Raw genomic sequence first — 22,061 nt, forward strand, 5'->3', positions numbered from 1 at the left:
CTCATTGAATCCTGGTTGGGTGAACAGTTCTGCTGGGTTACTCGGGGCTGGCGTCCCTAGTGTGCGACGGCGGCGGGCTGCTGCCGCCCCTGCGCGACCTGGCTCTGGCCGAGGGCGTAGCCTTCCTTCTTGGGCAGCACGTGGCGGCGCAGGTAGTCCTGGTTGCTGGCCGTTACGGAGAGGCCGTCGCCGCCGTAGTGCTCGGTGCACAGGATGCCCTGGAAGCCCACGGAGAGGGCGACCTTGAAGGCCTCGCGGTAGTTAATGAGGCCGCTTTCCATCGGGGCAGGCATGGCGACGTACATGTCGCGGGCCACGTCCTCGTCGCGGATGTAGTTCTTCATGTGCCAGTAGTTGGAGTACGGCAGGGTTTTGGCCACCATTTCCCGCCAGTCCTCGATGGGCCGGTGCAGGCGGATCAGGTTGCCGAGGTCGGGGTTGAGGCCGACGTTGGACAGGCCGATGTCCTGGACGAACTGCACGGAGGAATCCGCGGTGCCGATGTAAGTGTCCTCGTACATCTCGAGGGAGAGCAGGACGCCCACTTCTGCGGCGTGCCGGCCAAGTTCCTGGAAACGGGCCACGGCGTTGTTCCAGGCTTCCTTGTCCCCTGCCGGATCCTTGTAGCCTTCGACGGTCCAGAACCAGAGGTGCTTCTGCTGTTCCGGGGTGATTGCCTGATGCAGGCCGAAGGAAACCACTTCGCAGCCGAGCTCAGCAGCGGCGTCGATGGTGCGGTGGCTGTAGGCCAGGTTGTCCTCCCACTTGCCCTCCTCGATGATGCTCCGGCGAATGGCGGAGATGACCGGAATCCCGATGCCGACGCTGTCAGCCGTCTGCTTGAATTCGGCGAGGCGCTCCTTGCTCAAGTCCCCGGGACGGACCCAGCTGTCGGTGAGGTCGGCGTTGGCAAAACCTGCTTCCTTGACCTCGGTGAACACCTCGGCCCAAGCGGAGGCGTCGGCGTCGTTGATGTGGATGCCCTGGGCGTCGACGCCCGGAAACTGCAGCAGGGCCGCGGTGATGGGCCAGTTGTCGGCGGTGTAAGCCATAGTGTTCACTCCCTTGTGGAATCCTGTTTCCTATAGGATCTACTATTCGGATGGAGTTGTCAAGGTCACATTCCTGGGCGCGAGGCGCGACTCCCGGCCATCGAAGATCCTATAGGGGTGCGTCCCACGTGTGAAGGGCGTCACGCTCCGAGGCATCAGGTCGGTGCATCTTCCACGCTACGCCTCCCCCAACTAAGTAGCAGCAGAGGGCGTTCCCAACGCTGGGAACGCCCTCTGCTGCTACTTAGTTGGGGTGCTGAGGCACGGGTTGGCGACTCCGCACACGGCGGCGCGCTGCTACTCCTCCGGGGCGTCCGCCATGGCGCGTTCGCGGACCTTCTGAATGTGGGCGGCCATGGCGGCTCCGGCCTTCTCAGGATCGCCGCCGGACAGTGCATCCAGGACGGACTGGTGCTCCGCGATCGCATTCTCGGCGTCGGTGATCCCCACTCCCCCGAAAAGCCGGAAACGCTGGACCTGTCCGCCGAGTGCAGCGTACGCGCCAACCAAGAACTGGTTGTCCGTCTGCTGGGCAATCAGCTGGTGAAAGCGCTCGTCGGCCTCGAGGTAGTCCTTGTACTCGGCAAACGACGGGCCGCGCGGCGCGGACTTGAGATCGGCGACTGTCTGTTCAAGCTCGGCGAGGCGGTGCGGGTTCAGGCGCGTGCAGGCCAGGCGGGCGTTGACCGGCTCGATCGCGAGGCGGGCCTCCATGAGATCGGCGAAGTCCTCGCGGGTGAACACAGGGGCCACACGGTAGCCCTTGAGTGCCACCCTGCGGACCATTCCGGTGTGTTCCAGGCGAGCCAGCGCCTCGCGGACGGGGGTCGGGGAAACGTCCAGTTCGCGGGCAGTTCCGTCAATGCTGACGGCGGTACCGGGTTCCAGCCTGCCGTCCATGAGCGAGGCCAGCAGCTCCTCGTACACGTGGTCGGCCAGGACCTGGCGGCTGACGGTCCGGCCCTCCTTGCGCCCGAGCTGATCCTCGGGCCGGTTCCTGGCGCGGGTGCCGTTGGACGCTTTTTGCATGTTCAGATCCTATAGGGACGCCTCAGGGAAGACCGCAAGCTAGTCCCGCAAATGACCCTTCGGCGCAATTAAAACCACTGGAACCGCCCGGCGAGCGGGCGGTTCCAGTGGTTACTAACGAGGCTCAGGACGGAGCTTGCCAGGGCTAGGCGGGCTGGTACACCGGGTAGTCGGTGTAGCCCTTGGCGCCCTCGCCGTAGAACGTGGACGGGTCCGGCTCGTTCAGCGGCAGGCCCTCGCGCCAGCGGCGGGCGAGGTCCGGGTTGGCGATGGCGGGCCGGCCCACCACGACGGCGTCCGCGTGCCCGTCTGCAACCAGAGACAGTGCTTCCTCGCGGGTGGTGACGACGCCAAAGCCGGTGTTGACCAGGAACGTGCCGTTGAAGCGTGACCGCAGGTCCTGGACCAGGTCGCCGGTCGGGTCGGCGTGCAGGATGCTCAGGTAGGCCAGATCCAGTGGGGCGATGGAGTTGACCAGCACATCGTAGGTTGCCCGGACGTCGGCGGCATCGGTCTCTTCGATGCCCTGGACGTTGTGTTCGGGCGAGATCCGGATGCCGACGCGATTGGCACCCAGCGCCTCCACGACAGCGTTCACAGTCTCAATGACGAAACGGGCGCGGTTCTCGGGCGAGCCGCCGTAGCTGTCGGTGCGGACGTTGGTGTTCGGCGCCAGGAACTCGTGGAGAAGGTAACCGTTGGCGGAGTGCAGCTCAACGCCGTCGAACCCTGCCTCAATCGCGTTGCGCGACGCGGTGACGATTTCCTCGCGGACGATGGGCAGCTCGTCGGTGGAGAGCTCGTGCGGCACCGGGTGCGACTGCTTGCCGTTGTAGGTCCGCGTCTCACCTTCGACGGCGATGGCGCTGGGGGCCACGACGCGGTGGCCACCGTTGATGTCCTCGTGCGAGACGCGCCCGCCGTGCATGATCTGGGCGAAAATCCGGCCGCCTTCGGCGTGGACCGCATCGGTGACCTTCTTCCAGCCTGCAATCTGCTCGGGGGTCGCCAGCCCGGGCTGCCCAGGGTAGGAGCGGCCAGCCGGGCTGGGGAAAATTCCCTCGCTGACGATCAGGCCGAGCGATGCACGCTGGCGGTAGTGCTCCACCACGAGCGGGCCGGGGACACCCTCCAGGCCGGTACGGACACGCGTCAGCGGTGCCATGACGAGGCGGTTGGGAAGTTCGAGCTCGCCGAGAGTCAGCGGGGAAAACAGCATGCGGAGTTCCTTTCAGAATGCATCAGGTTCACCAGCAGTAACTGCCTAGCGCGTGCAACTATTCCGGGTGTGGCGGAGTTCACCAGTTCAGGCTGCGGGCGGTGGCGCGTTCGACAGCGTTACGGCAGCTGGCTTATGCCCATTGCGCACCACGACGCTGGTGTGCGATCATTCCCGTGATCGTGATCTATCGGCAGGAGGTGAGACCCATGAACGCAGTATCCGCAACGGGTGCTCCCCTGCAGTCCACGATCGCGCGGCTGAGCTAGTCGCCACCGGGAGCGCCTTATCAGGCAATTCGCGAAAGGCGACTCCCATGAACACAACACCTTCTTCAACTACTCTGCACACAACCTCGACGACGGCCTCCGCCCGGCCGAAGTCCGACCAGGATCAGCCGCAGGTCGACGCCACAAAGCGGGTGCACGCCGCCGGCGAGCGAGCTTTGGTCCTGGGTGGCGGCGGATCGACAGGCAACGCGTGGTTAATTGGCGTCATTGCCGGCCTATTCGAAGCGGAGCTGGACGTGACCGACGCTGATCTGGTCATCGGGACTTCGGCCGGATCGACGGCCGCAGCCCAGATATCTGGCGCGACCCCTATCGAGCTGCTTGCCGCGATCCTTGCCGCGGCACCCCAGCAACAGGCCCGTCCGGTCGGATCCGACGGTGGACGCGTTCCGGTCAGGCCGGTGACCGACCATATGGAGAGAACGGGCGCGATCATAGCCGCCGCTGAGGATGCGGCCGACATGCGCCGCAGAATGGGCGCGGCGGCACTGGAAATGGATGCGGCGTCGGACGGTTCCGGGCAAACACGGTGGCGCGCTACCGTCGCCGCTCGGGTTCCCAGTCAGCTTTGGCCGCAACGACGGATGCTCATCACGGCCGTAGATGCCCTAACCGGTGAACCTGTGGTGTTCGACCGCGATAGCGGGGTCGACCTGGTAGACGCCATAGCCGCCAGCTGTGCCAGTGGCTTCGCCTACAGGATCGGCGAGAGCCGCTACATCGACGGCGGCTACCGATCCAACGCCGACAATGCCGATCTGGCAGCCGGTTACTCGCGGGTGCTGGTGCTCTCGCCATTCGCTGGCAGATCACGGACGCCGGTGGACTGGGGAATGCATCTCGCGACCCAGGTCGACGAGCTACGGGCACGCGGGAGCAGAGTCGAAACGATCTTCCCCGATAGCAACTCCGAGCACATGTTCGGCGCTAATGCGATGAATCTGTCGCTGCGTCCGCCCGCTGCTCGAGCTGGTTACGATCAGGGCAGAGCCCTTGCCGAACAGCTCACCAAATTCTGGCACTGACGCTTTCGAAATCAGTCGACGCGGCAGGCGTGACGCCCGCCGGTCGTACGGGTCGCCAGAACGTCCGCTCTGAGGAGGGGACGCGAAATTGAATCTGTCACCGTCCCTTCATCCAGCCGAACCCGGGCAGCCCTCACCCCGAGGATTGGTCAGACAGTCGTCCGCATAATTTCGCGTTATCGAGCGCCAAACGCTGATCGTCTGTGCTGGAGAGCTGAACTGGCCCTGGTTGGGGATGGGAAGAGCCGGCCCGCCGTTTACGGAGTAGGTTCCCTGGAAGTACGTAGTGAGGACGACGTTGAAGTCGCCGGTCGCTGCGTACGCGTGGCTGGTCCGGGTCTTCTCACCCCAGCGGTCCTGCGGGAGCGGGCCGCCCGTGGTGGTGGTGGGGCCGAGCGATGTCCCGTCGCCGTAGTCCCAGCGGTACTGGACAGGCTTGGCGGTGATGTGAACCTTCTGGGCCAGGATGGTGATGTCGAATAGTTGGTCTGTGGCTTTGGCGTAGAAGTTGGTGTCGGCGCCACGGAGAGTATGCGGGTTGGGCTGCGCGGTCAATGTTCCCGGGATGACGGGCAGCCTATCGAATTCTCTTTGAATGCGAGCCGCGATTCGAGGCAGAAGGTCTTCGGGACTTCTGTCGTAGAGGCACGTGGGGCCTCCGCCATTCCCTTGCCAGTCCGTCCAGGTAGGATTCTCTACCGACCTAGGCGCCACCTTCCAAACCACGGGAACGCCAGGTTTACCATCGGCTCGCGGGGGACACACGCGCTGGTTTGCCAGGCAATCAATAGCTAGGTTGCCGTCATCCACCTGGCACTGCGGAAAGGCGTTGTATTGGTTCGGGTCTTCATTGACGTGGCCTGGCGGGGCGGGAACTATCTCCCCCGTATTCTCGTCGCGGATCCAGTCGGTCGCGTTTACGTCGATGCCAGTGTCTTCAAAACCGACAATCGGAGTTCCGTGAGCGTAAGCTACGCCCGCGTGAATGGTCAGAGCCACGAGTGACAGCGACATAGCCAGACAGTTCCGCCTCACGCGCCCCATGATCAGCGAATTAGACCGAGGTCTATCACGGCCCAACCCGACGAATCGAATCTAACCACGGCCTGCGAACCGGTATTCGTTTGCTTGGTCACGTCAGGGAAGGGCGTCCCGTCGGCTTTGTAGATGGTGATCTCCTGTTGAATGACTTGCACTGTCGCCTGCTGCGATGCTGCCCCTTTTTTGTATAGGCCACTCACCGACGGAGTCTGTATTTTCCCACCGGCGATCCACTGTTTACCTTGCCAGGCGTTTTTGATGTTGTCCCGGAGTCCATTGCAAAACCGGCAGTTGGAACCGCTTCCAGCTTCCATCAAGTTGGTATTGCCAGTCTCATAGGCGTAGGAGAGGGCCTGAAACCAGTACTTTGTAAACGCCTCCAGCCCTTCTTTCGTGTTCTTATCCGCCAAGGCTGGCTTGACCGGCACGGGGACGTTCTGCGCTCTCCCCTTGGCGTCGGCAGGCTTGTACACCGGCGTGGGTTTGGGCGTCGGAATGGCACTAGGCGTGGCAGATGCCGCGCCGGACGCAGACTGGGCTGGCGACGCCACGGCCGTAGCGGTAGGACCGGCCTGGGGTTCCCCATCGCCGCTGCAGCCGCTAAGCGCAATGACGGACACGGCTAGGGCGCAAATTAGAGGCAGACGGAGGCGTTCAAAACTGCAGGTACGAGAAGTCATGCGCTAATCCCCCCGGAAGGTTTCAAGACATCTGTGTCCGAACAATGGTTAAAGGGTAACTGAGGTCACACTTTTCGGCTCAAAGTTATCCACAGGTTCTTCGGCCCCGTTCTGGGGTCGACGAACAGGGGTTTCGACAAGCTCAACCAGCGGGACACGAGCTCAACAAGCGGGGCTTCGAGAACAACCACCGGGCCAGACCAGCCGTGGCGCACTACCCCGATTACTGGGAAAATCCGCCCATACCCCTATCGTTTTTCTACAAGGCGTAGAAGAATGGAGCTCATGATGTTCAACCACACCGAGGGCGATCCCATCCTGGTCCTCGACGAAGAGCAGTGCTGGCAGCTTCTGGAGGGCACCAGGCACGGTCGCCTGGTGGTCACTGTGGCGGGTGAGCCGGATATCTTCCCCGTCAACTACGTGACCAGCCGGAGGAAGCTGTACTTCCGGACAGCGCCGGGCAACAAGCTCGCGCAGGTGACCATCAATGACAGGGTCCTGTTCGAGACGGACGGCATCATGTCGGACCAGGCGTGGTCCGTGGTGCTCCGCGGTACGGCCCGTGTCCTGAGCAAGTCAGCCGAGATTGCCGAGGCTGAGGAGTTGGGGCTCGCGTCCTGGGTACCTACGTTGAAGGACTTCTACGTCGAGATCGATCCCGGTTCCGTGAGCGGCCGACATTTCAAGTTTGGCGATCAGCCGGAGCGCGATTTCTAGCAGGGCTGCCGGCCTAGACTGGAAATATGGCGGACCGGCTGACCCCTGAGCAGCGCAGCTGGAACATGTCCCGGATCCGGGGCAAGAACACCAAGCCCGAACTGCTGGTGCGCAGCCTCCTGCACGCCAAGGGCTACCGGTACCGCCTGCACGGCGCCTCGCGCGGCATCAAGCTGCCCGGCAACCCGGATCTCGTCTTCGCCGGCCGGCGCAAGGTCATCTTCGTCAACGGCTGCTTCTGGCACTTCCACGACTGCAAGGTGGGCCAGCACGCCCCCAAGGCCAACGCCGAGTTCTGGGAGACGAAACGCACGCGCACGCGGGAGCGCGACGCCAGCCAGCGCCATCAGCTCGAAAACGACGGCTGGCAGGTACTCACGGTCTGGGAGTGTGAACTCAGGGACATGTCCGCCGTCGAGAAACAGCTGGAGCTGTTCCTCACTGCGGGCTGAACTCGAGCCGGGCTAGGTTCAATCCTCGGCCGGAGCCAGGCGGTAGCCCACGCCGCGGACGGTCTGCAGCCAGCGCGGATTCTGTGCGGAATCGCCGAGCTTCTTCCGCAGGTTGCCCATGTGCACCTCAACGGACCGCTCGTCCGCCTCGCTGATGTAGCTTCCGACGTCGTACGGTTCGTCCCGCAGGCGGCGCACCAAGTCCGCTTTGGTCCGGACCATGCGGCCCGCCTCGAGCAGGGCATGCAGCAGGTCGAACTCGGTGCGGGTCAGGCTCAACTCCTGGCCGTCGACGGCAACGGTCCGGGAATCGTAGCTCAGGTCCAGTCCGTTGTGGGCGTACTTCCGCCCCTCGTTCGCTGCGGCGGAAGGTGAGCCAGCCTCTTCGGTGAGATCCGGCGTCGAACGCGGACGCCGCATCATGGCCGCGACGCGGGCACGCAGCTCGCGCGGACGGAACGGCTTGGTGAGGTAGTCGTCCGCGCCCGACTCAAGGCCGATCAGGGTGTCCAGCTCTTCTGCGCGGGCTGTAAGCATGACGATGTAGGCGTCGGAGAACTGGCGGATCTGCCGGGCGACTTCGAAGCCGTCGATGTCCGGCAGCCCGAGGTCGAGCGTGATGACCGCCGGGTCCAGTTCCTTTGCGGCAAGTACGCCCTCGGCTCCGCTGCTTGCGGCGCGCACGTCAAAACCGGCCTGCGTCAGAACAACGCGTACCAATTCGCGAATGTCATGGTCATCCTCGATGACCAGTCCTACGCGTGTATCACCCATCGCAGCCCCCTCAGCCCGCTACATCCCGTCTGCAGTATAGCTCCCGGCGGATATCCTGCTCCTATGCGTTTCTCACGCCCCGTCCGGATGGACCCGCGCCCATGAGCAGTATCGCCTGGAAGGATCCCTCCAGCCGGATCTCGCTCTTCCGCCGGCCCTTCCACGAGTATTCCCTGCGGGGCAGGGTGCTGCTGAGCCAGATGCCGCTTTCCGTCACGGCAGGAATCACAGCTTTTCTTATTCTGGCGTTCTTCCCTGAGACGCTGCTCAATCCCCTTTTCATCAGTTTTCTGCTGTCACAGGCAGTAATACTGATTCTCTGCTACGCCGTGCCTTGGCACCGGCTGCCGTATCCGTCTTTCTTGGCGATACCTCTCTTGGACCTGGTGTCGATTTCCCTGGGCAGGGAAGGCGGCCAGGATAGCCTGACTGGACTCAGCCTCATGGCCGTTTTTCCGGTCATCTGGATGTGTGCCTCCGGGCTGTTCCCCAAAGCCGCTGTGGCAATATCCTTTTTCGGTCCGTTGGGCATCATTTGGGTCCCGCAGTTTCTCCACGGTGCCATCTCCGGCCAGGACCTCGCGCGCTCCTTCCTGCTGCCGGTGATGATGCTGGGCATCGGCGTAACCGTGTCCGTCATGACCCTCAGCATGGTCCGGCAGCAGCAGGACCTGGAGGAACAGCAGCGCGGCCTGGAAGAAAAGGACTCTCAGCTCCGCGGCGTGCTGACCGGAAGCAAGCGCCAGGAACGGCTACTAAATACGGTTCTGGACACGGTGCATTTGGGCGTCCTCGCCGTCGACGCGCAGGGCAATGACATCCTAATGAACCGCAAGCAGCGCAAGCATCACCAGCTGGCTTCGCCGCCTACCATCGACGATCCCAATGAATCCCAACTGTTGGTGTTCTCCGCCGACCGGACCACCCTGGTCCCCGTCGACCGCCGCCCCGTTCGGCGCGCGATTCTCGGTGAGGAATTTACCGACTACCTCGTGTGGCTCGGAGCGGGCGCCGAACAGCGCGCCGTATCCACTAGTGCGAGGCCCATGCAGGACCAGGACGGCAGCTTCGCCGGCTCCGTCATTGTGTTCAGCGACGTCACCGAACTGGTGAATGCCCTCGCTGCCAAGGACGATTTCGTCTCTAACGTCTCCCACGAGTTCCGGACGCCGCTCACCTCGATTCTTGGCTACGTCGAGCTTCTGTTGGACGACGACGGCGACCTCACCGACTCCCAGCGCGGCCCCCTGGAAATCATCCGGCGGAACTCGGAGCGGCTGCTCACGCTGGTCTCGGACCTGCTCTCCAGCCGCAACGGCCAACTGCTCGTCACCCCGAAGGCCGTGAATGTGGCCGAGCTGGTGCGCACCAGCGTCACCGCCGCCCTGCCGCGCGCCGCGGAATCCGGCATCCAGCTGCGCGCCGACGCCCCGGAGAGGCTGGAGGCCCACATCGATGCCGCCCGCATCTCGCAGGTGCTGGACAACCTTGTATCGAACGCCATCAAATACTCTCCCGACGGCGGCGTCGTCGTGGTGTCGCTGCGCTCCGAGGACGGCCACATTACGTGCAGTGTGAGCGACACAGGCATAGGGATGAGCCAGCAGGACCAAGAGGAGGTCTTCGCCAAGTTTTTTCGGTCCGCAGCCGTCCGCAATTCCGCGATTCCCGGCGTCGGGCTGGGGCTGTCCATCAGCAAGGCCATCGTGGAAGCCCACGGGGGCAGGGTCTCGCTGCGCAGCGAAGTGGGGAAAGGCACCACGTTTACCTTTGCGGTGCCGGTGCAGAACTGAGCTGCCCGCCTACGCCCTGTGGTCCTCGATGAGCCAGCCGGCCAGCCGGCGGGCGCGCCTGGCCGCGTCGAGGTCGCCCTCCGCGGCGGAGATGATCGAGCCCTTCATGAGGATATGCCAGGACCGGGAGAAGTCGTCGGTCCGCTGCAGCCCGGCCTCGTCCGCGAGCTGCTTCACGTGACCACGGATCTTGGCGAGGTAGTCGATGCTGGCCCGTCCCAGCGGATGCGAGGCGCCCATCTCCAGCAGCACGTTGATGAAGGAGCAGGCTTCAAAGTCAGTGCGGTGGAACCAGTCGGAGAAGACATCGAAAATGGCAAGCAGCTGTTGTTCGGGGGTTTCCGCCCTGCGCCGGGCCTCCCCCACGATGGCGTTGACGGTCCACACTTGGTCGCGTTTCTCGAGGAACGCCAGCACGAGCTCGTCCTTCGAAGCGAAGTGGCGGTAGAAGGTGGCCTTTGCGACGCCGGAGCTGCTGATGAGTTCATTGATGCCGACGTCCCGGACGCCACGGCGGGCGAAGAGGTCGTAGGCCGCACTGACGATCCGTTCATGCATTCTGGAAGCACCGGACGCCGCAATCTCCTCGCCATACGTCCGGCCTCCCGATGTGAGCGGGACACCCGGCGTGGCGGCCGGCTGCGGTCCAGTTTGAAGCCCTCCGGAATGATCTCTCCCGGCGCTCCACGGCTCGGAGCTGGGTACCTCTGCCATTAGGAATATTCTATCCCCACCTGCAAGACAGACCTGTCTGTCTTGATTATTGTTCATACACATCAGTGCAAATTCAGTCGAATGTCGAGTGGTCATGATGACGGGGAGCCACAGGACTAGCGGCCGAGGCTCGCCTGACGCACGACTTCTCCCCACGACTGCTCGGCAAGGTCGGCGACCGCTGCCAGGATCTCCGACGGCGGCCGGGAAAGATCCAGCGGAAACTCGACGATGTCGATGTCGGTGTTGAGGATCCGCCTCAGCTTGACCTCGCCCGCCCCCGCGTAGACCAGCCAGGCGGTGGGCACGCGCAGTGCCGTGCAGTAGGCCAGCATCTGGAAATGGTCCGCCGACAGGGAGGCGCCCTGGTCGGTGCCCGCGCGGTACTGGGCGTCGTACACCACCACCGGCCGGCCGCCCAACAGGTGCACGGCATCCGGGCGCACTGTCAGCCGGTCCGAGTCCCGGACCGCCTCGTTCAGCAGCGCGTTGTACTGCAGCCTCATCTCGCCGGGAAAGGCCGCCATGGCCCGGCGCAGCGCCGCGCCGACGAAATCCTCGAAGACCTTGCCCATGTCGACGACGAAGGACGCCGTCTGCTGCTTGCCCTCCCCCGCCTCCGCGGAAGCATTGCGCAGGATCACCTCGGAGAGCCTCAGTGCCGCGTGATAGCGGAGGTTCATCCGGCTGGCCCGCCACGGCGGAAGCGGAGCGCCGGCGTGGAGGCGGGTGACGCCGTCGAGCTTTCCCTTCAGCTGCCGCAGGCGGCCCAGCACCTCCGGGCGGACGCCCGGGACACGCGACATGCGCTCGAGCGCGGCACGCAGGATGCGGTTCTCCGGGATGTCCTCGGTGAACTCGTCGTAGGACACTTCCAGCGGCACAAGCATCCCGGGCCTGCGGGATATCTGGTCCGAGATACGGATGCGGCCCTTGACGGTGCGGAGCGACTCGTCGACGGTGACGTACCCCTGCAGGACGCCTCGCTGCAGCGCACGTTCGGCAAGCTGCACCAGGGAGGCCGCCAGGGCGCTCCACAGCTCGGCATCCTCGTCAGCTGCCACGGTGTCGTCGCGGAAGCCCTGGTCCCCGGCGTAGCTCAGCAGAAAGAGCAGGCGGCTCAGCCCGAGCCGGTCCTTCGGCCGCACGTCGAGCTGCACCCGCGGAGTGCGCACGGACCCCACCATGCCGACGGGCTCGATCCGGAACAGCCCCATGCCCATCGGCGTTGCCTTGGCCAGGCCGCTGGAGTTCAGGAAGGCGGCGCTTTCGGCGTCGAGCCTCTCCACGGTGCCGCCGGAGAGCTCGTCCAGAACGATGTGCCGCAGTGTTTGGGCGGAACCGCGGCTGCCGCGAGTTCCGGGCCGCGCGGAGCCCGCAGTCGCCGTCGCGGAGCCCGCAGTCACGCCGAAACCGGCCGGGCTAGCGAGCCGCAAGGCGTTCCAGCAGCTGGTCCAGCCCGAAGCGCTCCTCCAGCTGGGCCCGGTTCAGCTGCCCGTGGTAGTGCTCCTCCAGCAACGGCATGAGCTCGTACTTCCAGATCCGGCGCAGACCGGCGGGGGTCTGCGCGGCCTTCTTCATGAAGTAGGACGGCCCGATCATGAGGTCCCGGTCCCATTCGTCGATTGCCTGGTTGAGCGCCTCGAGCAGCAGCGCCGGCGTGGTGTCCAGCTGCCGGGCCTCCAGGAACCTCAACAGCGACCCCTTCACCGGCTCGGTCTGCGGGTGCAGTTCGATGAAGGCGAAGCGGCGGCGGATCGCGGCGTCCATCATCGCGATGGAGCGGTCCGCGGTGTTCATGGTGCCGATGATGTACAGGTTGTCCGGGAGCGTGAACGGCTCGTTGGGGCTGTACTGCAGGTAGATCCGGTCATCCCGGTATTCCAGCAGGAAGTACAGCTCGCCGAACACCTTTGCCAGGTTGGCACGGTTCATCTCGTCGATGATCAGGAAGTACGGCTTCGACTCGTTGCCGGGCTTGGCCGCCTCCTCCGCGAGCCGGCGCAGCGGCCCGGCGACGAGCTTGAAGGAAACCTGGCCCTCGTCGGTCTTGTCCGGCCGGTACCCCTCGAAGAAGTCCTCGTAGGCGTAGGACGGGTGGAACTGGACGAGCTTCACCCGCTCGTCGGTGCTGTCCTGCGCCAGTTCGGCGGCGAGGTGCTTGGCGAGGTAGGTCTTGCCGGTTCCCGGCGGGCCGTATAGCACCAGCTGCCGGTTCTCCTCCAGCAGGTCGGCGATCTCCTGCAGCGGCTCGACCTCCATGTGGAGGGTATCCGCGAACTCCCGTGTCACCGGACGGAAGCCGCCCAGCACGGGGAGGGCAACGGTGGCCGGTGAGTCATCGGCGTCGGGCTCGGTTTCCGCCTCGGCGGGCAGCAACGCCTGCAGTGCCTGCACCACCCGGGTGACGTCGACGACGATGCCCGGCGTGGCCAGCTGGCGCTGGATGTGCCGCGGCAGGTCGCTCACGGCGTGGGCCTCGTCGAACCAGCGCACCTTGCGGCGCATCCGCCGGTTGTCCCCGTTGTGGTCCGGCTCCCCGAGCACGACGCCGATCCGGACGGCTCCTGCGTTCTGGTACAGCGCGAAGTCGCCCGGCTTCATCACGGTCAGGAAGGCGAAAACGGCGGTTTTGGTGTCCTCCCGCTCCACGTAGCCGAGATGCTTGTAGTCCTCGTCCACGGCGTGCTGGACCAGCCCGGCGGTAACGCCGGCGTCGAGCAGGCGGAGGTGTTCGACGTCGAGCGTCACCTTCTCCTCTGCCTGCCAGGCAGCCAGGAGCTCGGCGTTGTCATGGTGGGTGCGCAGCAGCCAGGCGCGCCGGCCCGGATCCCCGACCTTCCGCCACTGGCTCACCAGCTGCCGGGCGTACCAGTCGATGCGCTGGCCGGCCTGCTCATCCAGGTGCAGGCGGATGCGGCGGATGTCGGCGGTGACCTCCTCCTCGCTGTCCCCTTTGGCCCCGCCGACGAGGGAGGCGAAGGCGTCCCTGATCTCCTGGCGTTCGACGTCGGCCACCACGGGCTCGAAGTAGCTGGGCCAGGCGAGGTATTCGATGCTGCGCCGAATGGCCGGCTGGTCCTCGGGCGTGCCGGCCGCCAGCAGGTGGAACGCCAGCGGATCCTTCAGCGCCTTGTTGATGCCGGCGGTGGACTGCCGGTCGACGTGCTGGACGAACCGGCAGAGCCATTTCAGGTGGTCCCAGATGGTCCAGTTGAACTCGGCAGTCCGGTCGCGGATGACGCCGTGGTCGGTCATGCCCTTATACAGCTCCTGCGGGAGCTCCAGCGGCGGCTCGAGCCAGGACGCCGCCTCGGCGACGCGGGCACGCTTGACCTTGAGCGACTTGACCTCGTGTGCCAGCGGCAGGGACTGAAGGAAAAGGAGCTCCACGGCCAGCTGCTTCGCCGAAGGGGACGCGTCCGCCAGGTTATGCCGCAGGTTGGTCATCATGGGCGCCTTGGCGTCCGCGACTCCTCTCTCAAGCCGTGCCAGCAGTTCCGCTGCGGCCTCCGCCGTCCACGTCTGCGTACGGCCGTCCAGCGCCGACGGCCTGCCCTGCAGCCCGGCGCCGAGCACGAACCACGCGGCCTCTTCGATCTCTTTGGAGATACCGAGGGCGCGGTGCATGGCAGGCTTTGGGGCGGGGGTCATGCCTTCAAATTTACAGGGTTAACCTGAACGCGAGCACCATGGCCGACCCAAAAGCTACTACTGGGTAACAGGCGGCAGCCGCTTCCGGCCGAAGGCGAAATAGCAGCCGGGGCCGATGAAGTTGACCAGGGTGGCCAGCCGCCAGAACATCTTGGAGCCGCGGATCTGCTCGGCGGGACGGCGCGATAGGTCCCGCTGGGCCGCGGCCAGGAAGGCGAGCTGCGCGGCTCCAATCCCGATGGTGCCGATGCGCGCAACAGGCGGAAGTTCCTTCCAGGACTTTTTCTTCCCTCCCGCTTTTTTGGTTCCCACATTCCACGTTCCGGCGCGCTTCGTTTTCACGGTCAATGCTCCTTGCGTTCAATGAAGGGCTCCAGCAGCTGCTTCTGCTCCGGAGTCAGCCGCAGTACCCTTCCGGTGGCTTCATCGACAAAGGCCAGGTGGCTTGAGGCCTTCACACAATCGTCGCCAGTAACCGGGTCCTGCACAAGGTAGTGGATGTCGAAACTCGCACCCTTGACGGCGCCGACCCAAACCTGGACCGCCGCAGGAACGTTCCGGTACTCAAGGGTCTTCACGTACCGGATCCGGTGGTCCACCACGAGCGCCATGGTCCCCTTGGGAACCTCGTTGAACAGCGACACGTGAGGATCTATCCCGGGCAGCCCGGCACCGGCAGGCGGACCGAAGGCGGCGATGCGCGCCTCCTCAAGCATGCGGACGATCTGCACGTTGTTGATGTGCCCGTAGGCGTCCATGTCACCCCAGCGCATGGGCACGAGCACCTCGATGCGCCGGTGGTCCGGGTGGCCGCCTCCGGGGTTCGCGGCGGTCAGCTGTGCACCGCCGTCGAATCGTCCACGGGCGTCTCCTCGGCATCCGCGCCGGCGAACTGCGACATGTACAGCCGGTAATAGGCGCCCTCGGCGGCGAGCAGGGTCTGGTGGTTGCCCTGTTCGACGATCCTGCCGTTCTCCATGACCAGGATGGTGTCGGCGTCGCGGATCGTTGACAGGCGGTGCGCGATGACGAAGCTGGTCCGGTCCGTCCGCAGGGCTGCCATGGCCTTCTGCACCAGCAGTTCGGTGCGGGTGTCCACCGAGCTGGTGGCCTCGTCCAGGATGAGCAGCGACGGGTCGGCCACGAAGGCTCGGGCGATGGTGATGAGCTGCTTTTCACCGGCGCTGACGTTGTTGCCTTCCTCGTCGATGACGGTGTCGTAACCGTCGGGCAGCGCCCGGACGAAGCGGTCCACGAATGTGGCCTTGGCCGCCGCCATGACCTGGTCCTCGGTGGCGTCCAGCTTGCCGTACCGGATGTTGTCGTAGATGGATCCGCCGAACAGCCAGGCGTCCTGCAGCACCATGCCCACCTTGGAGCGCAGCTCGGCCCGGCTCAGCTGGGTGACGTCCACGCCGTCGAGCGTGATGGAACCGGAGTTGAGCTCGTAGAAGCGCATGACCAGATTCACCAGGGTGGTCTTGCCCGCGCCGGTGGGTCCGACGATGGCCACGGTGTGCCCCGGTTCCGCCGTGAAGGAAAGGTTCTCAATCAGCGGCTTGTCCGGCGTGTAGCTGAACGTGACGTCCTGGAACTCCACGTGGCCGTCGGTCTTGGCCGGCAGGTGCCGCGTGGCGGTCTCGGCGTCCTGCTCATCCGCGTCCAGGAACTCGAACACGCGCTCCGCGGATGCAACACCGGACTGCAGCATGTTGGCCATGCCGGCCATCTGCCCCAGCGGCTGGGTGAACTCGCGCGAGTACTGGATGAAGGCCGTGGCGTCGCCCAGACTCATGCTGCCCGAGGCAACCCGCAGGCCGCCCACGACGGCGATGCCGACGTAGCTGAGGTAGGAGACGCACTGCATCACGGGGAAGATGATGCCGGACACGAACTGCGCGCCGAAGCTGGCCTTGTACAGTGCCTCGTTGCGCTCCTCGAAGCGTTCCAGCATGTCGGCGTCGCGGCCAAAGACGCGCACCAGGTCATGCCCGGAGAAGGACTCCTCAATCTGGCCGTTCAGCTCACCGGTGTTCTTCCACTGCGCTGCGAACAGCTTCTGGCTGCGCGCGCCGATCACGCCGGCCGCCGCACCGGACAGCGGCAGCGCAATCAGGGCGATCAGGGCCAGCTGCCAGGAGACGATGAACATCATGATGACGATGCCGACCACCGTCAGCACTGAACTGATCAGCTGGGCGAACGCCTGCTGCAGCGCCTGCTGGACGTTGTCGACGTCGTTGGTTACCCGGGAGAGCACGTCACCGCGCTGGCGGGTGTCGAAGTAGTTCAGCGGCAGCCGGTTGAGCTTCTTTTCCGTGTCGTCGCGCAGCTGCCGGATCACCTTCATGACGATCCTGTTGAGGACGTAGCCCTGGAGCCACAGGAAGATGTTGGCCACGAAGTACATCAGCAGCACGGCTGAAATCAGGACAGTCAGCTTCTGGAAGTCGATGCCGGTACCGGGCACGAGCTCCATCCGGGAGACCATGTCCGCGAAGTTGTCCTGGCCCTGTGACCGCAGCCCCTCGACGAACTGGTCCTTGCTGACGCCGGCGGGCAGCTGTTTGCCCACCACACCGCCAAAGATCACGTCCATGGCCTGGCCCAGCACCTTGGGCGCAATGACATTGAGGATCACCGAAATGATCACCATGCCCACCACGACGTAGATGCCGGCGGCTTCCGGCTTCAGCAGGCCCATGAGGCGCTTGGCGGACGGCCAGAAATGCTGTGCTTTCTTGGCCGGCATCGCGCCAAACATGCCGCCGTCGGCCTCGCCCGGCTTGTACTCCTCCTCGAGGAAGTCGTCGTCTTCGAGGACCGCAGCTTCCGTTGCAGTCTGGCTCTGGAGCTTCGCAGCGTCCTTGCTTGTGCTGGCGTCCTGGCTGGTGCCCTTCTTGTCGGCGCTCATGCCACTTCCTCCACGCTCAGCTGGGACTCAACAATTTCCTGGTAGGTGGGCGACGTTTCGAGGAGTTCCTCGTGCGTCCCCCGGTCCACGATCCTGCCGTTGTCCAGCACCAGGATCTGGTCCGCTTCCGTGATGGTGGAGATGCGCTGGGCGACGATGATGACAGTGGCGTCGGTGGTGGTGCGCTTGAGCGCGGCACGCAGCCGGGCGTCGGTGGCGACGTCCAGCGCGGAGAACGAGTCGTCGAAGAGGTACACCTTGGGCCTGGTGACCAGGGCGCGGGCGATGCAGAGGCGCTGGCGCTGGCCGCCGGAAACGTTGGTGCCGCCCTGGGCGATGCGGGACGCAAGCCCGCTCTTCTTTTCCCTCACGAAACCGTCGCCCTGGGCCACATGCAGCGCGTCCCAGAGTTCGTCGTCGGTAGCCTCCGGCTTGCCGAAGCGGAGGTTGTGTTCGATGGTTCCGGAGAACAGGTAGGGCCGCTGCGGAACCAGGGCCACACGCTTGGTGATTTCCGCCCGGTCCAGCTGGCTGACGGGGACGCCGTCGAGGAGCACCTCGCCGTCGGCCACGTCGTAGAGGCGCGGCAGCAGCGACAGCAGGGAGGTCTTGCCGGCACCGGTGGAGCCGATGATGGCCACCGTCTCCCCGGGCCGGGCGGTGAAGCTGATGTTGCTCAGGACCGGGGCCTCGGCTCCGGGATAGGCGAACGTGACGTTGCGGTACTCCACCACGCCCTCCAGATCCCGGGGCGTGACCGGCCGCTGGGGGTCGTGGATTGAAGGTTCGACGTCGAGCACCTCGCCGATGCGGTCTGCGCAGACGGAGGCGCGCGGAATCATCATGGCCATGAAGGTGCCCATCATGACCGCCATGAGGATCTGGAGCAGGTACTGCAGGAACGCTGTCAGGGAGCCGACCTGCATGTCGCCGGCGTCCACCCGCTGGCCGCCGAACCAGAGCACGGCAGCGGTGGACAGGTGCAGGATCATGCCGATGGCAGGGAACATCAGGACGAACAGTGCACCGATCTTGAGCGACACGTCCGTCAGTTCCTTGTTGGCCTGGCCGAAGCGCTCCGTCTCATACGGTTCCCGGACGAAGGCACGGACCACGCGGATGCCGATGATCTGTTCGCGCAGGACCTCATTGATGCGGTCGATCTTCGTCTGCATGGAACGAAACAGAGGCATGAGGCGCACCACGATGTAACCGACCACCACAATGAGGATGGGGACCGAGACCCAGACCAGCCAGGACAGGTTGATGTCCTCGCGCAGGGCCATGATGATGCCGCCGACGCACATGATCGGCGTGGACACCATGAAGTTCAGGCCCATCAGCACCAGCATCTGGACCTGCTGAACGTCGTTGGTGCCACGGGTGATCAGGGTGGGCGCGCCAAACGCGTTCACGTCCTTGGCCGAGAAGCTGGTCACCTTGCGGAAAACCCCGCGGCGAAGATCGCGGCCCATCGCCATGGCGGTCTTCGACCCGAAGTAGACGCCGGCAATGGCGGCGCCCACCTGCAGGAAGGCCACGAGGAGCATGACGGCCCCGGTGCGCCAGATGAAGTCGGTGTCGCCGCGGGAGACGCCCTCGTCAATGATCTGGGCGTTGAGGCTGGGCAGGTAGAGCGCTGCAATAGTGGATGCCAGCTGGAATGCAATGACAGCCAGGATGTACGGCAAATACGGTCTGGAGTAACGCCGTATGAGGGTGACGAGCATGCTCACGGATCCTTCGGGAGAGCGCGAATGAGTTAAGAGAAGTAATAGCAGCCGGGTCTGACAGCCCAAGCCTTCCAACTCTACGAAATCTGCTGCCCGTGCGAAACGTCGCGGGCGAAGATCATCCCAACGGACGACGCCGGCTCACGCACCGCAGCAGTCCAACGGATGACGCCGGCTCACGCACCCCAGCGCGAACGGACATTTAAGCCCCCAAGCCAAGCTCCGCCGTCGTACGCCCTGCCCGCTTAACTGGAGTTTTTGTCCAGATATTGGCCCCCCGGCAAGGGTTTAGCGGCCATTATCTGGACAAAAACTCCGTCGGAGCGTGCGCTATTCGCCGCGGTGCTTGCCGTGCGAGGCGATGTAGTGCGCGGCGGCGCTCTGGAGCTTCCGTTCCTTGGCCAGCCGGCGGCTCAGCGCCTTCAGTTCGGCGCCGACCCGGGCCTGCTCCTGCGCGATGATTCGCTGCTGCTCAGCCTGCCTGGCCACGGCGTTCAGGGCCGCGGCCAGCTGAAGCTGCTGCTCGGCGAGGAGCCCCTGCGTCTCTTGGATGAGCGGCAGCAGGTCCGCAGGCTTGTTATGCATCTCAGCCAGCATGGTCCGGGCACGCACCGGCGGTTCGTTGATCGGCAGAACGGGTTCTGCCGCCGGCTGCCGGCCGGGCTGGTAGCTTGGCGCCTTGTTGTCGGCCAGCTGGCGGGTCAGAACTTCGGCGAACTCACGCTCGAGGTCGTCGTCGGAATACTCAGCGGCGGTACGCCCTGAACCCAGGTCGGCATCCGGTGCAGCGTCAGCAGCAGCCTCCGGGCGGATGTCAACGGTCCGGCGCAGCGGCTGTTCCTTGATCAGGAGCACTGCAATGAGGGCAACAACCGCAATGACGCCAGAGATGAGGAAAATCTCGGCCGTGGCGTCGCCGTAGGCCGCCCGCATGATGTCCCGGATCGGGGCAGGCATGTCGGCCAGGTCGAGGCTGGCGCCGGACGAGCCGGAGCCCGCCTTGATGCCGGCGTCGGCCAGGCCCTGGGTGGCCAGTTCCTTCACCCTGTTGCTCATGATCGCACCCAGCACGGACACGCCGATTGCACCGCCCACGGAGCGGAAGAACGCCACAGAAGCGCTGGCTGTGCCGATATTGCTGGCGCTGACCGTGTTCTGTACGGCCAGGACGAGATTCTGCAGGAGCATGCCGAGCCCGAGGCCCAAGATCGCCGTGAACACTCCGGCCTGCCACAGTTCCGTGGTGTGGTCCATGGTGCCTGCGAGGCCCAGCCCGCCGATCAGCAGGACCGTACCCGCGATCAGGTAGCGCTTCCATTTGCCGGTGCGGCTGATCATCTGCCCCGAAACCACGGAGCCGATCAGGTTGCCGGCGATCATGGGCAGGGTCAGGAGGCCGGCCTCGGTGGGTGTTGCGCCGCGTGCCACCTGGAAGTACTGGCCCAGGAATGTAGAGGAGCCGAACATCGCCACGCCAACGGCCACGGAGGCCCAGATCGCCAGGGCGGTGGTGCGCTCAGAGATGATCTTCAGCGGGATGATGGGCTGCTCAACCTTGGATTCAACCAGCACGAGCAGGGCCAGCAGCACGACGCCGCCGCCCACCATCAGCGCCGACTGCCAGGACCACCAGTCGTAGTAGTCGGGGTTGCCCGCGAAGGACACCCAGATGAGGAGCAGGCTGACGCCGCTGGTCAGGAGGATGGAACCGAGCCAGTCGATCTTGGCAGGCCGCTTGACGTGCTGGATCTTGAGGGTGATCTGCAGCAGGATCAGGGCGACGACGGCGAGCGGCACGCAGACGAAGAACGTCCAGCGCCAGCCCAACGGGCTGTCAACGATGAAGCCGCCGAGCAGCGGCCCGCCGGCCGTGCCGACGGCCATGACCGCGCCCATGTAGCCGGAGTACTTTCCGCGGTCGCGGGGCGGGATCATGGAGCCGATGATTGCCTGGGCCAGGGCGGTCAGGCCGCCCATGGCGATGCCCTGGACAACGCGGGCGGTCAGCAGCAGCGGGATGGTCTGGGACAGGCCGGCCATCACCGATCCCGCCACGAAGATCACAATGCTTACCTGGACCAGGACCTTCTTGTCGAACAGGTCGGCGAGTTTGCCCCACACCGGGGTGGTGGCCGCGTTGGCCAGCAGCGCAGCGGTGATGACCCACGCGAAGTCCGTCTGCGTGCCCTTGAGCTCGGACATGATGGTGGGCAGCGCGTTTGCCACGATGGTGCTGCTGAGGATCGCGGTGAAGAAGGCCGCCAGGAGGCCGGTCAGGGCCTCCATGATCTGCCGGTGCGTCATGGGGGCCTGGGGCGGGTGGGCCGAAGGGCGTGACGTGGCCGTCCCGGAGACGGCAGCGTGGCTAGCCAATGAACTGCTCCTTGCGTTTGGTAGTGGTTGTGATGGGGCCGGCCGTCGTTGCCCGGGCGGATTCCCGCAGGGATTCCGCAAGTTTGGAGAGTACTTTCGCCGTCTCCGCGGCGTCCTGCTGGCTCCAGTCCTGGAGGTACTCCTGGAGCGTGGCCACGCGGTGCTCCTCGATCTCGACGAGCTTGGCGCGGCCGGCGTCGGTGAGGGCGACCAGTTGCGCCCGGCCGTCGTCGGGGTCGGGCCGGCGGTGGACCAGCCCGAGTTCCTCCAGCTCTGCGATGTGCCGGCTGAGGACCGGAGCGCTGACGCCCAGCCGTGCGGCCAGGTGCGTTGCGCGGGACTCCTTCTCCCCCACGAAGCGGAGAACGCCCTGCAGAGCGACTCCCGCCTCGAGGCCGCGGGAGTTCGATACGGCCGCGCACCGGACGGCGCGCTGGAGGTCGAAGATCTGCCGTACGAGTTCGGCCGCCGTGTTTGGCTCAACTGCCATGATGAATGCCCCTTATTGCTTGCCTTAGGCAACTATAGCAACAAAATGGTTGCTTTAGGAAACTAACGATGTGTGAGGTGCGTTAAACACCAAGCGCGAACTGGCAGC

19 protein-coding genes are annotated in these 22,061 nt (G+C 65.0%); 4 read left to right on the forward strand and 15 right to left on the reverse strand.

Annotation, left to right across the window (positions count from 1 at the left end):
* Window positions 1-56: 56 nt before the first annotated feature.
* From G9E11_RS16135 to G9E11_RS16145, 3 genes are all read right to left on the reverse strand, one after another.
* Window positions 57-1,052, reverse strand: a complete 996-nt coding sequence (locus G9E11_RS16135) for a sugar phosphate isomerase/epimerase family protein (protein WP_190607539.1) — start codon at window positions 1,050-1,052, stop codon at window positions 57-59.
* A 297-nt stretch (window positions 1,053-1,349) separates the two neighbouring features.
* Complete coding sequence (locus tag G9E11_RS16140) at window positions 1,350-2,081, reverse strand: GntR family transcriptional regulator (RefSeq protein ID WP_190607542.1); 732 nt, start codon at window positions 2,079-2,081, stop codon at window positions 1,350-1,352.
* 145 nt (window positions 2,082-2,226) lie between these two features.
* Window positions 2,227-3,300 carry an alkene reductase gene (locus G9E11_RS16145; RefSeq protein ID WP_190607544.1) on the reverse strand — a complete coding sequence of 358 codons (1,074 nt, stop codon included), beginning with the start codon at window positions 3,298-3,300 and terminating at the stop codon, window positions 2,227-2,229.
* A gap of 316 nt (window positions 3,301-3,616) precedes the next feature.
* Here G9E11_RS16145 and G9E11_RS16150 point away from each other — a divergent pair, with 316 nt between their 5' ends.
* Window positions 3,617-4,615, forward strand: a complete 999-nt coding sequence (locus tag G9E11_RS16150; protein WP_190607546.1) for a patatin-like phospholipase family protein — start codon at window positions 3,617-3,619, stop codon at window positions 4,613-4,615.
* 108 nt (window positions 4,616-4,723) lie between these two features.
* On the opposite strand, the gene G9E11_RS20800 is transcribed toward G9E11_RS16150, so the two are convergent.
* Together G9E11_RS20800 and G9E11_RS16160 are read right to left on the reverse strand one after the other, a co-directional pair.
* Window positions 4,724-5,170, reverse strand: coding sequence for a PKD domain-containing protein (locus G9E11_RS20800; protein WP_246468993.1), 447 nt, complete (start codon window positions 5,168-5,170; stop codon window positions 4,724-4,726).
* A gap of 491 nt (window positions 5,171-5,661) precedes the next feature.
* A complete protein-coding gene (locus G9E11_RS16160) occupies window positions 5,662-6,129 on the reverse strand; it encodes a DUF6318 family protein (protein ID WP_311764391.1) in 468 nt (155 codons plus the stop codon).
* Window positions 6,130-6,621: 492 nt separating this feature from the next.
* On the opposite strand from G9E11_RS16160, the gene G9E11_RS16165 reads away from it, so the two are divergent.
* Window positions 6,622-7,056, forward strand: coding sequence for a pyridoxamine 5'-phosphate oxidase family protein (locus G9E11_RS16165; protein WP_190608371.1), 435 nt, complete (start codon window positions 6,622-6,624; stop codon window positions 7,054-7,056).
* Between the two features lie 26 nt (window positions 7,057-7,082).
* The gene (locus tag G9E11_RS16170; RefSeq protein ID WP_190607551.1) at window positions 7,083-7,508 is read left to right on the forward strand and encodes a very short patch repair endonuclease; all 426 of its coding nucleotides are present in this window, start codon (window positions 7,083-7,085) and stop codon (window positions 7,506-7,508) included.
* Between the two features lie 18 nt (window positions 7,509-7,526).
* On the opposite strand, the gene G9E11_RS16175 is transcribed toward G9E11_RS16170, so the two are convergent.
* The gene (locus G9E11_RS16175; protein ID WP_190607553.1) at window positions 7,527-8,282 is read right to left on the reverse strand and encodes a response regulator transcription factor; all 756 of its coding nucleotides are present in this window, start codon (window positions 8,280-8,282) and stop codon (window positions 7,527-7,529) included.
* 101 nt (window positions 8,283-8,383) lie between these two features.
* Between G9E11_RS16175 and G9E11_RS16180 the strand changes: the two genes are divergently transcribed.
* Window positions 8,384-10,075 carry a sensor histidine kinase gene (locus G9E11_RS16180; RefSeq protein WP_190607555.1) on the forward strand — a complete coding sequence of 564 codons (1,692 nt, stop codon included), beginning with the start codon at window positions 8,384-8,386 and terminating at the stop codon, window positions 10,073-10,075.
* Window positions 10,076-10,084: 9 nt separating this feature from the next.
* Here the strand turns inward: G9E11_RS16180 and G9E11_RS16185 are convergent, their stop codons facing one another.
* From G9E11_RS16185 to G9E11_RS16225, 9 genes are all read right to left on the reverse strand, one after another.
* Window positions 10,085-10,633: a TetR/AcrR family transcriptional regulator gene (locus tag G9E11_RS16185; protein ID WP_190608373.1), complete on the reverse strand. Its 549-nt coding sequence runs from the start codon at window positions 10,631-10,633 to the stop codon at window positions 10,085-10,087.
* Between the two features lie 272 nt (window positions 10,634-10,905).
* Window positions 10,906-12,102, reverse strand: coding sequence for a 5-methylcytosine restriction system specificity protein McrC (locus G9E11_RS16190; RefSeq protein WP_190608375.1), 1,197 nt, complete (start codon window positions 12,100-12,102; stop codon window positions 10,906-10,908).
* Between the two features lie 109 nt (window positions 12,103-12,211).
* Window positions 12,212-14,443 carry an McrB family protein gene (locus G9E11_RS16195; RefSeq protein ID WP_190607557.1) on the reverse strand — a complete coding sequence of 744 codons (2,232 nt, stop codon included), beginning with the start codon at window positions 14,441-14,443 and terminating at the stop codon, window positions 12,212-12,214.
* 57 nt (window positions 14,444-14,500) lie between these two features.
* Window positions 14,501-14,785 (reverse strand): hypothetical protein, encoded by a 285-nt coding sequence (locus G9E11_RS16200; protein ID WP_311764392.1) that lies wholly within the window; start codon window positions 14,783-14,785, stop codon window positions 14,501-14,503.
* 2 nt (window positions 14,786-14,787) lie between these two features.
* A complete protein-coding gene (locus G9E11_RS16205) occupies window positions 14,788-15,216 on the reverse strand; it encodes an acyl-CoA thioesterase (protein WP_102973233.1) in 429 nt (142 codons plus the stop codon).
* 59 nt (window positions 15,217-15,275) lie between these two features.
* On the reverse strand, window positions 15,276-17,357 hold the full coding sequence (locus G9E11_RS16210) for an ABC transporter ATP-binding protein (protein WP_284691192.1): 2,082 nt from the start codon (window positions 17,355-17,357) through the stop codon (window positions 15,276-15,278).
* Window positions 17,354-19,087, reverse strand: coding sequence for an ABC transporter ATP-binding protein (locus tag G9E11_RS16215; protein ID WP_190608381.1), 1,734 nt, complete (start codon window positions 19,085-19,087; stop codon window positions 17,354-17,356). Before G9E11_RS16215 ends, G9E11_RS16210 begins: the two co-directional genes overlap by 4 nt.
* A gap of 333 nt (window positions 19,088-19,420) precedes the next feature.
* Window positions 19,421-21,394: an MFS transporter gene (locus tag G9E11_RS16220; protein WP_246469024.1), complete on the reverse strand. Its 1,974-nt coding sequence runs from the start codon at window positions 21,392-21,394 to the stop codon at window positions 19,421-19,423.
* Between the two features lie 61 nt (window positions 21,395-21,455).
* Complete coding sequence (locus tag G9E11_RS16225; protein WP_102973229.1) at window positions 21,456-21,953, reverse strand: MarR family winged helix-turn-helix transcriptional regulator; 498 nt, start codon at window positions 21,951-21,953, stop codon at window positions 21,456-21,458.
* Window positions 21,954-22,061 lie beyond the last annotated feature (108 nt).

Source organism: Arthrobacter ipis (assembly GCF_014694315.1).
Lineage (GTDB): Bacteria > Actinomycetota > Actinomycetes > Actinomycetales > Micrococcaceae > Arthrobacter > Arthrobacter ipis.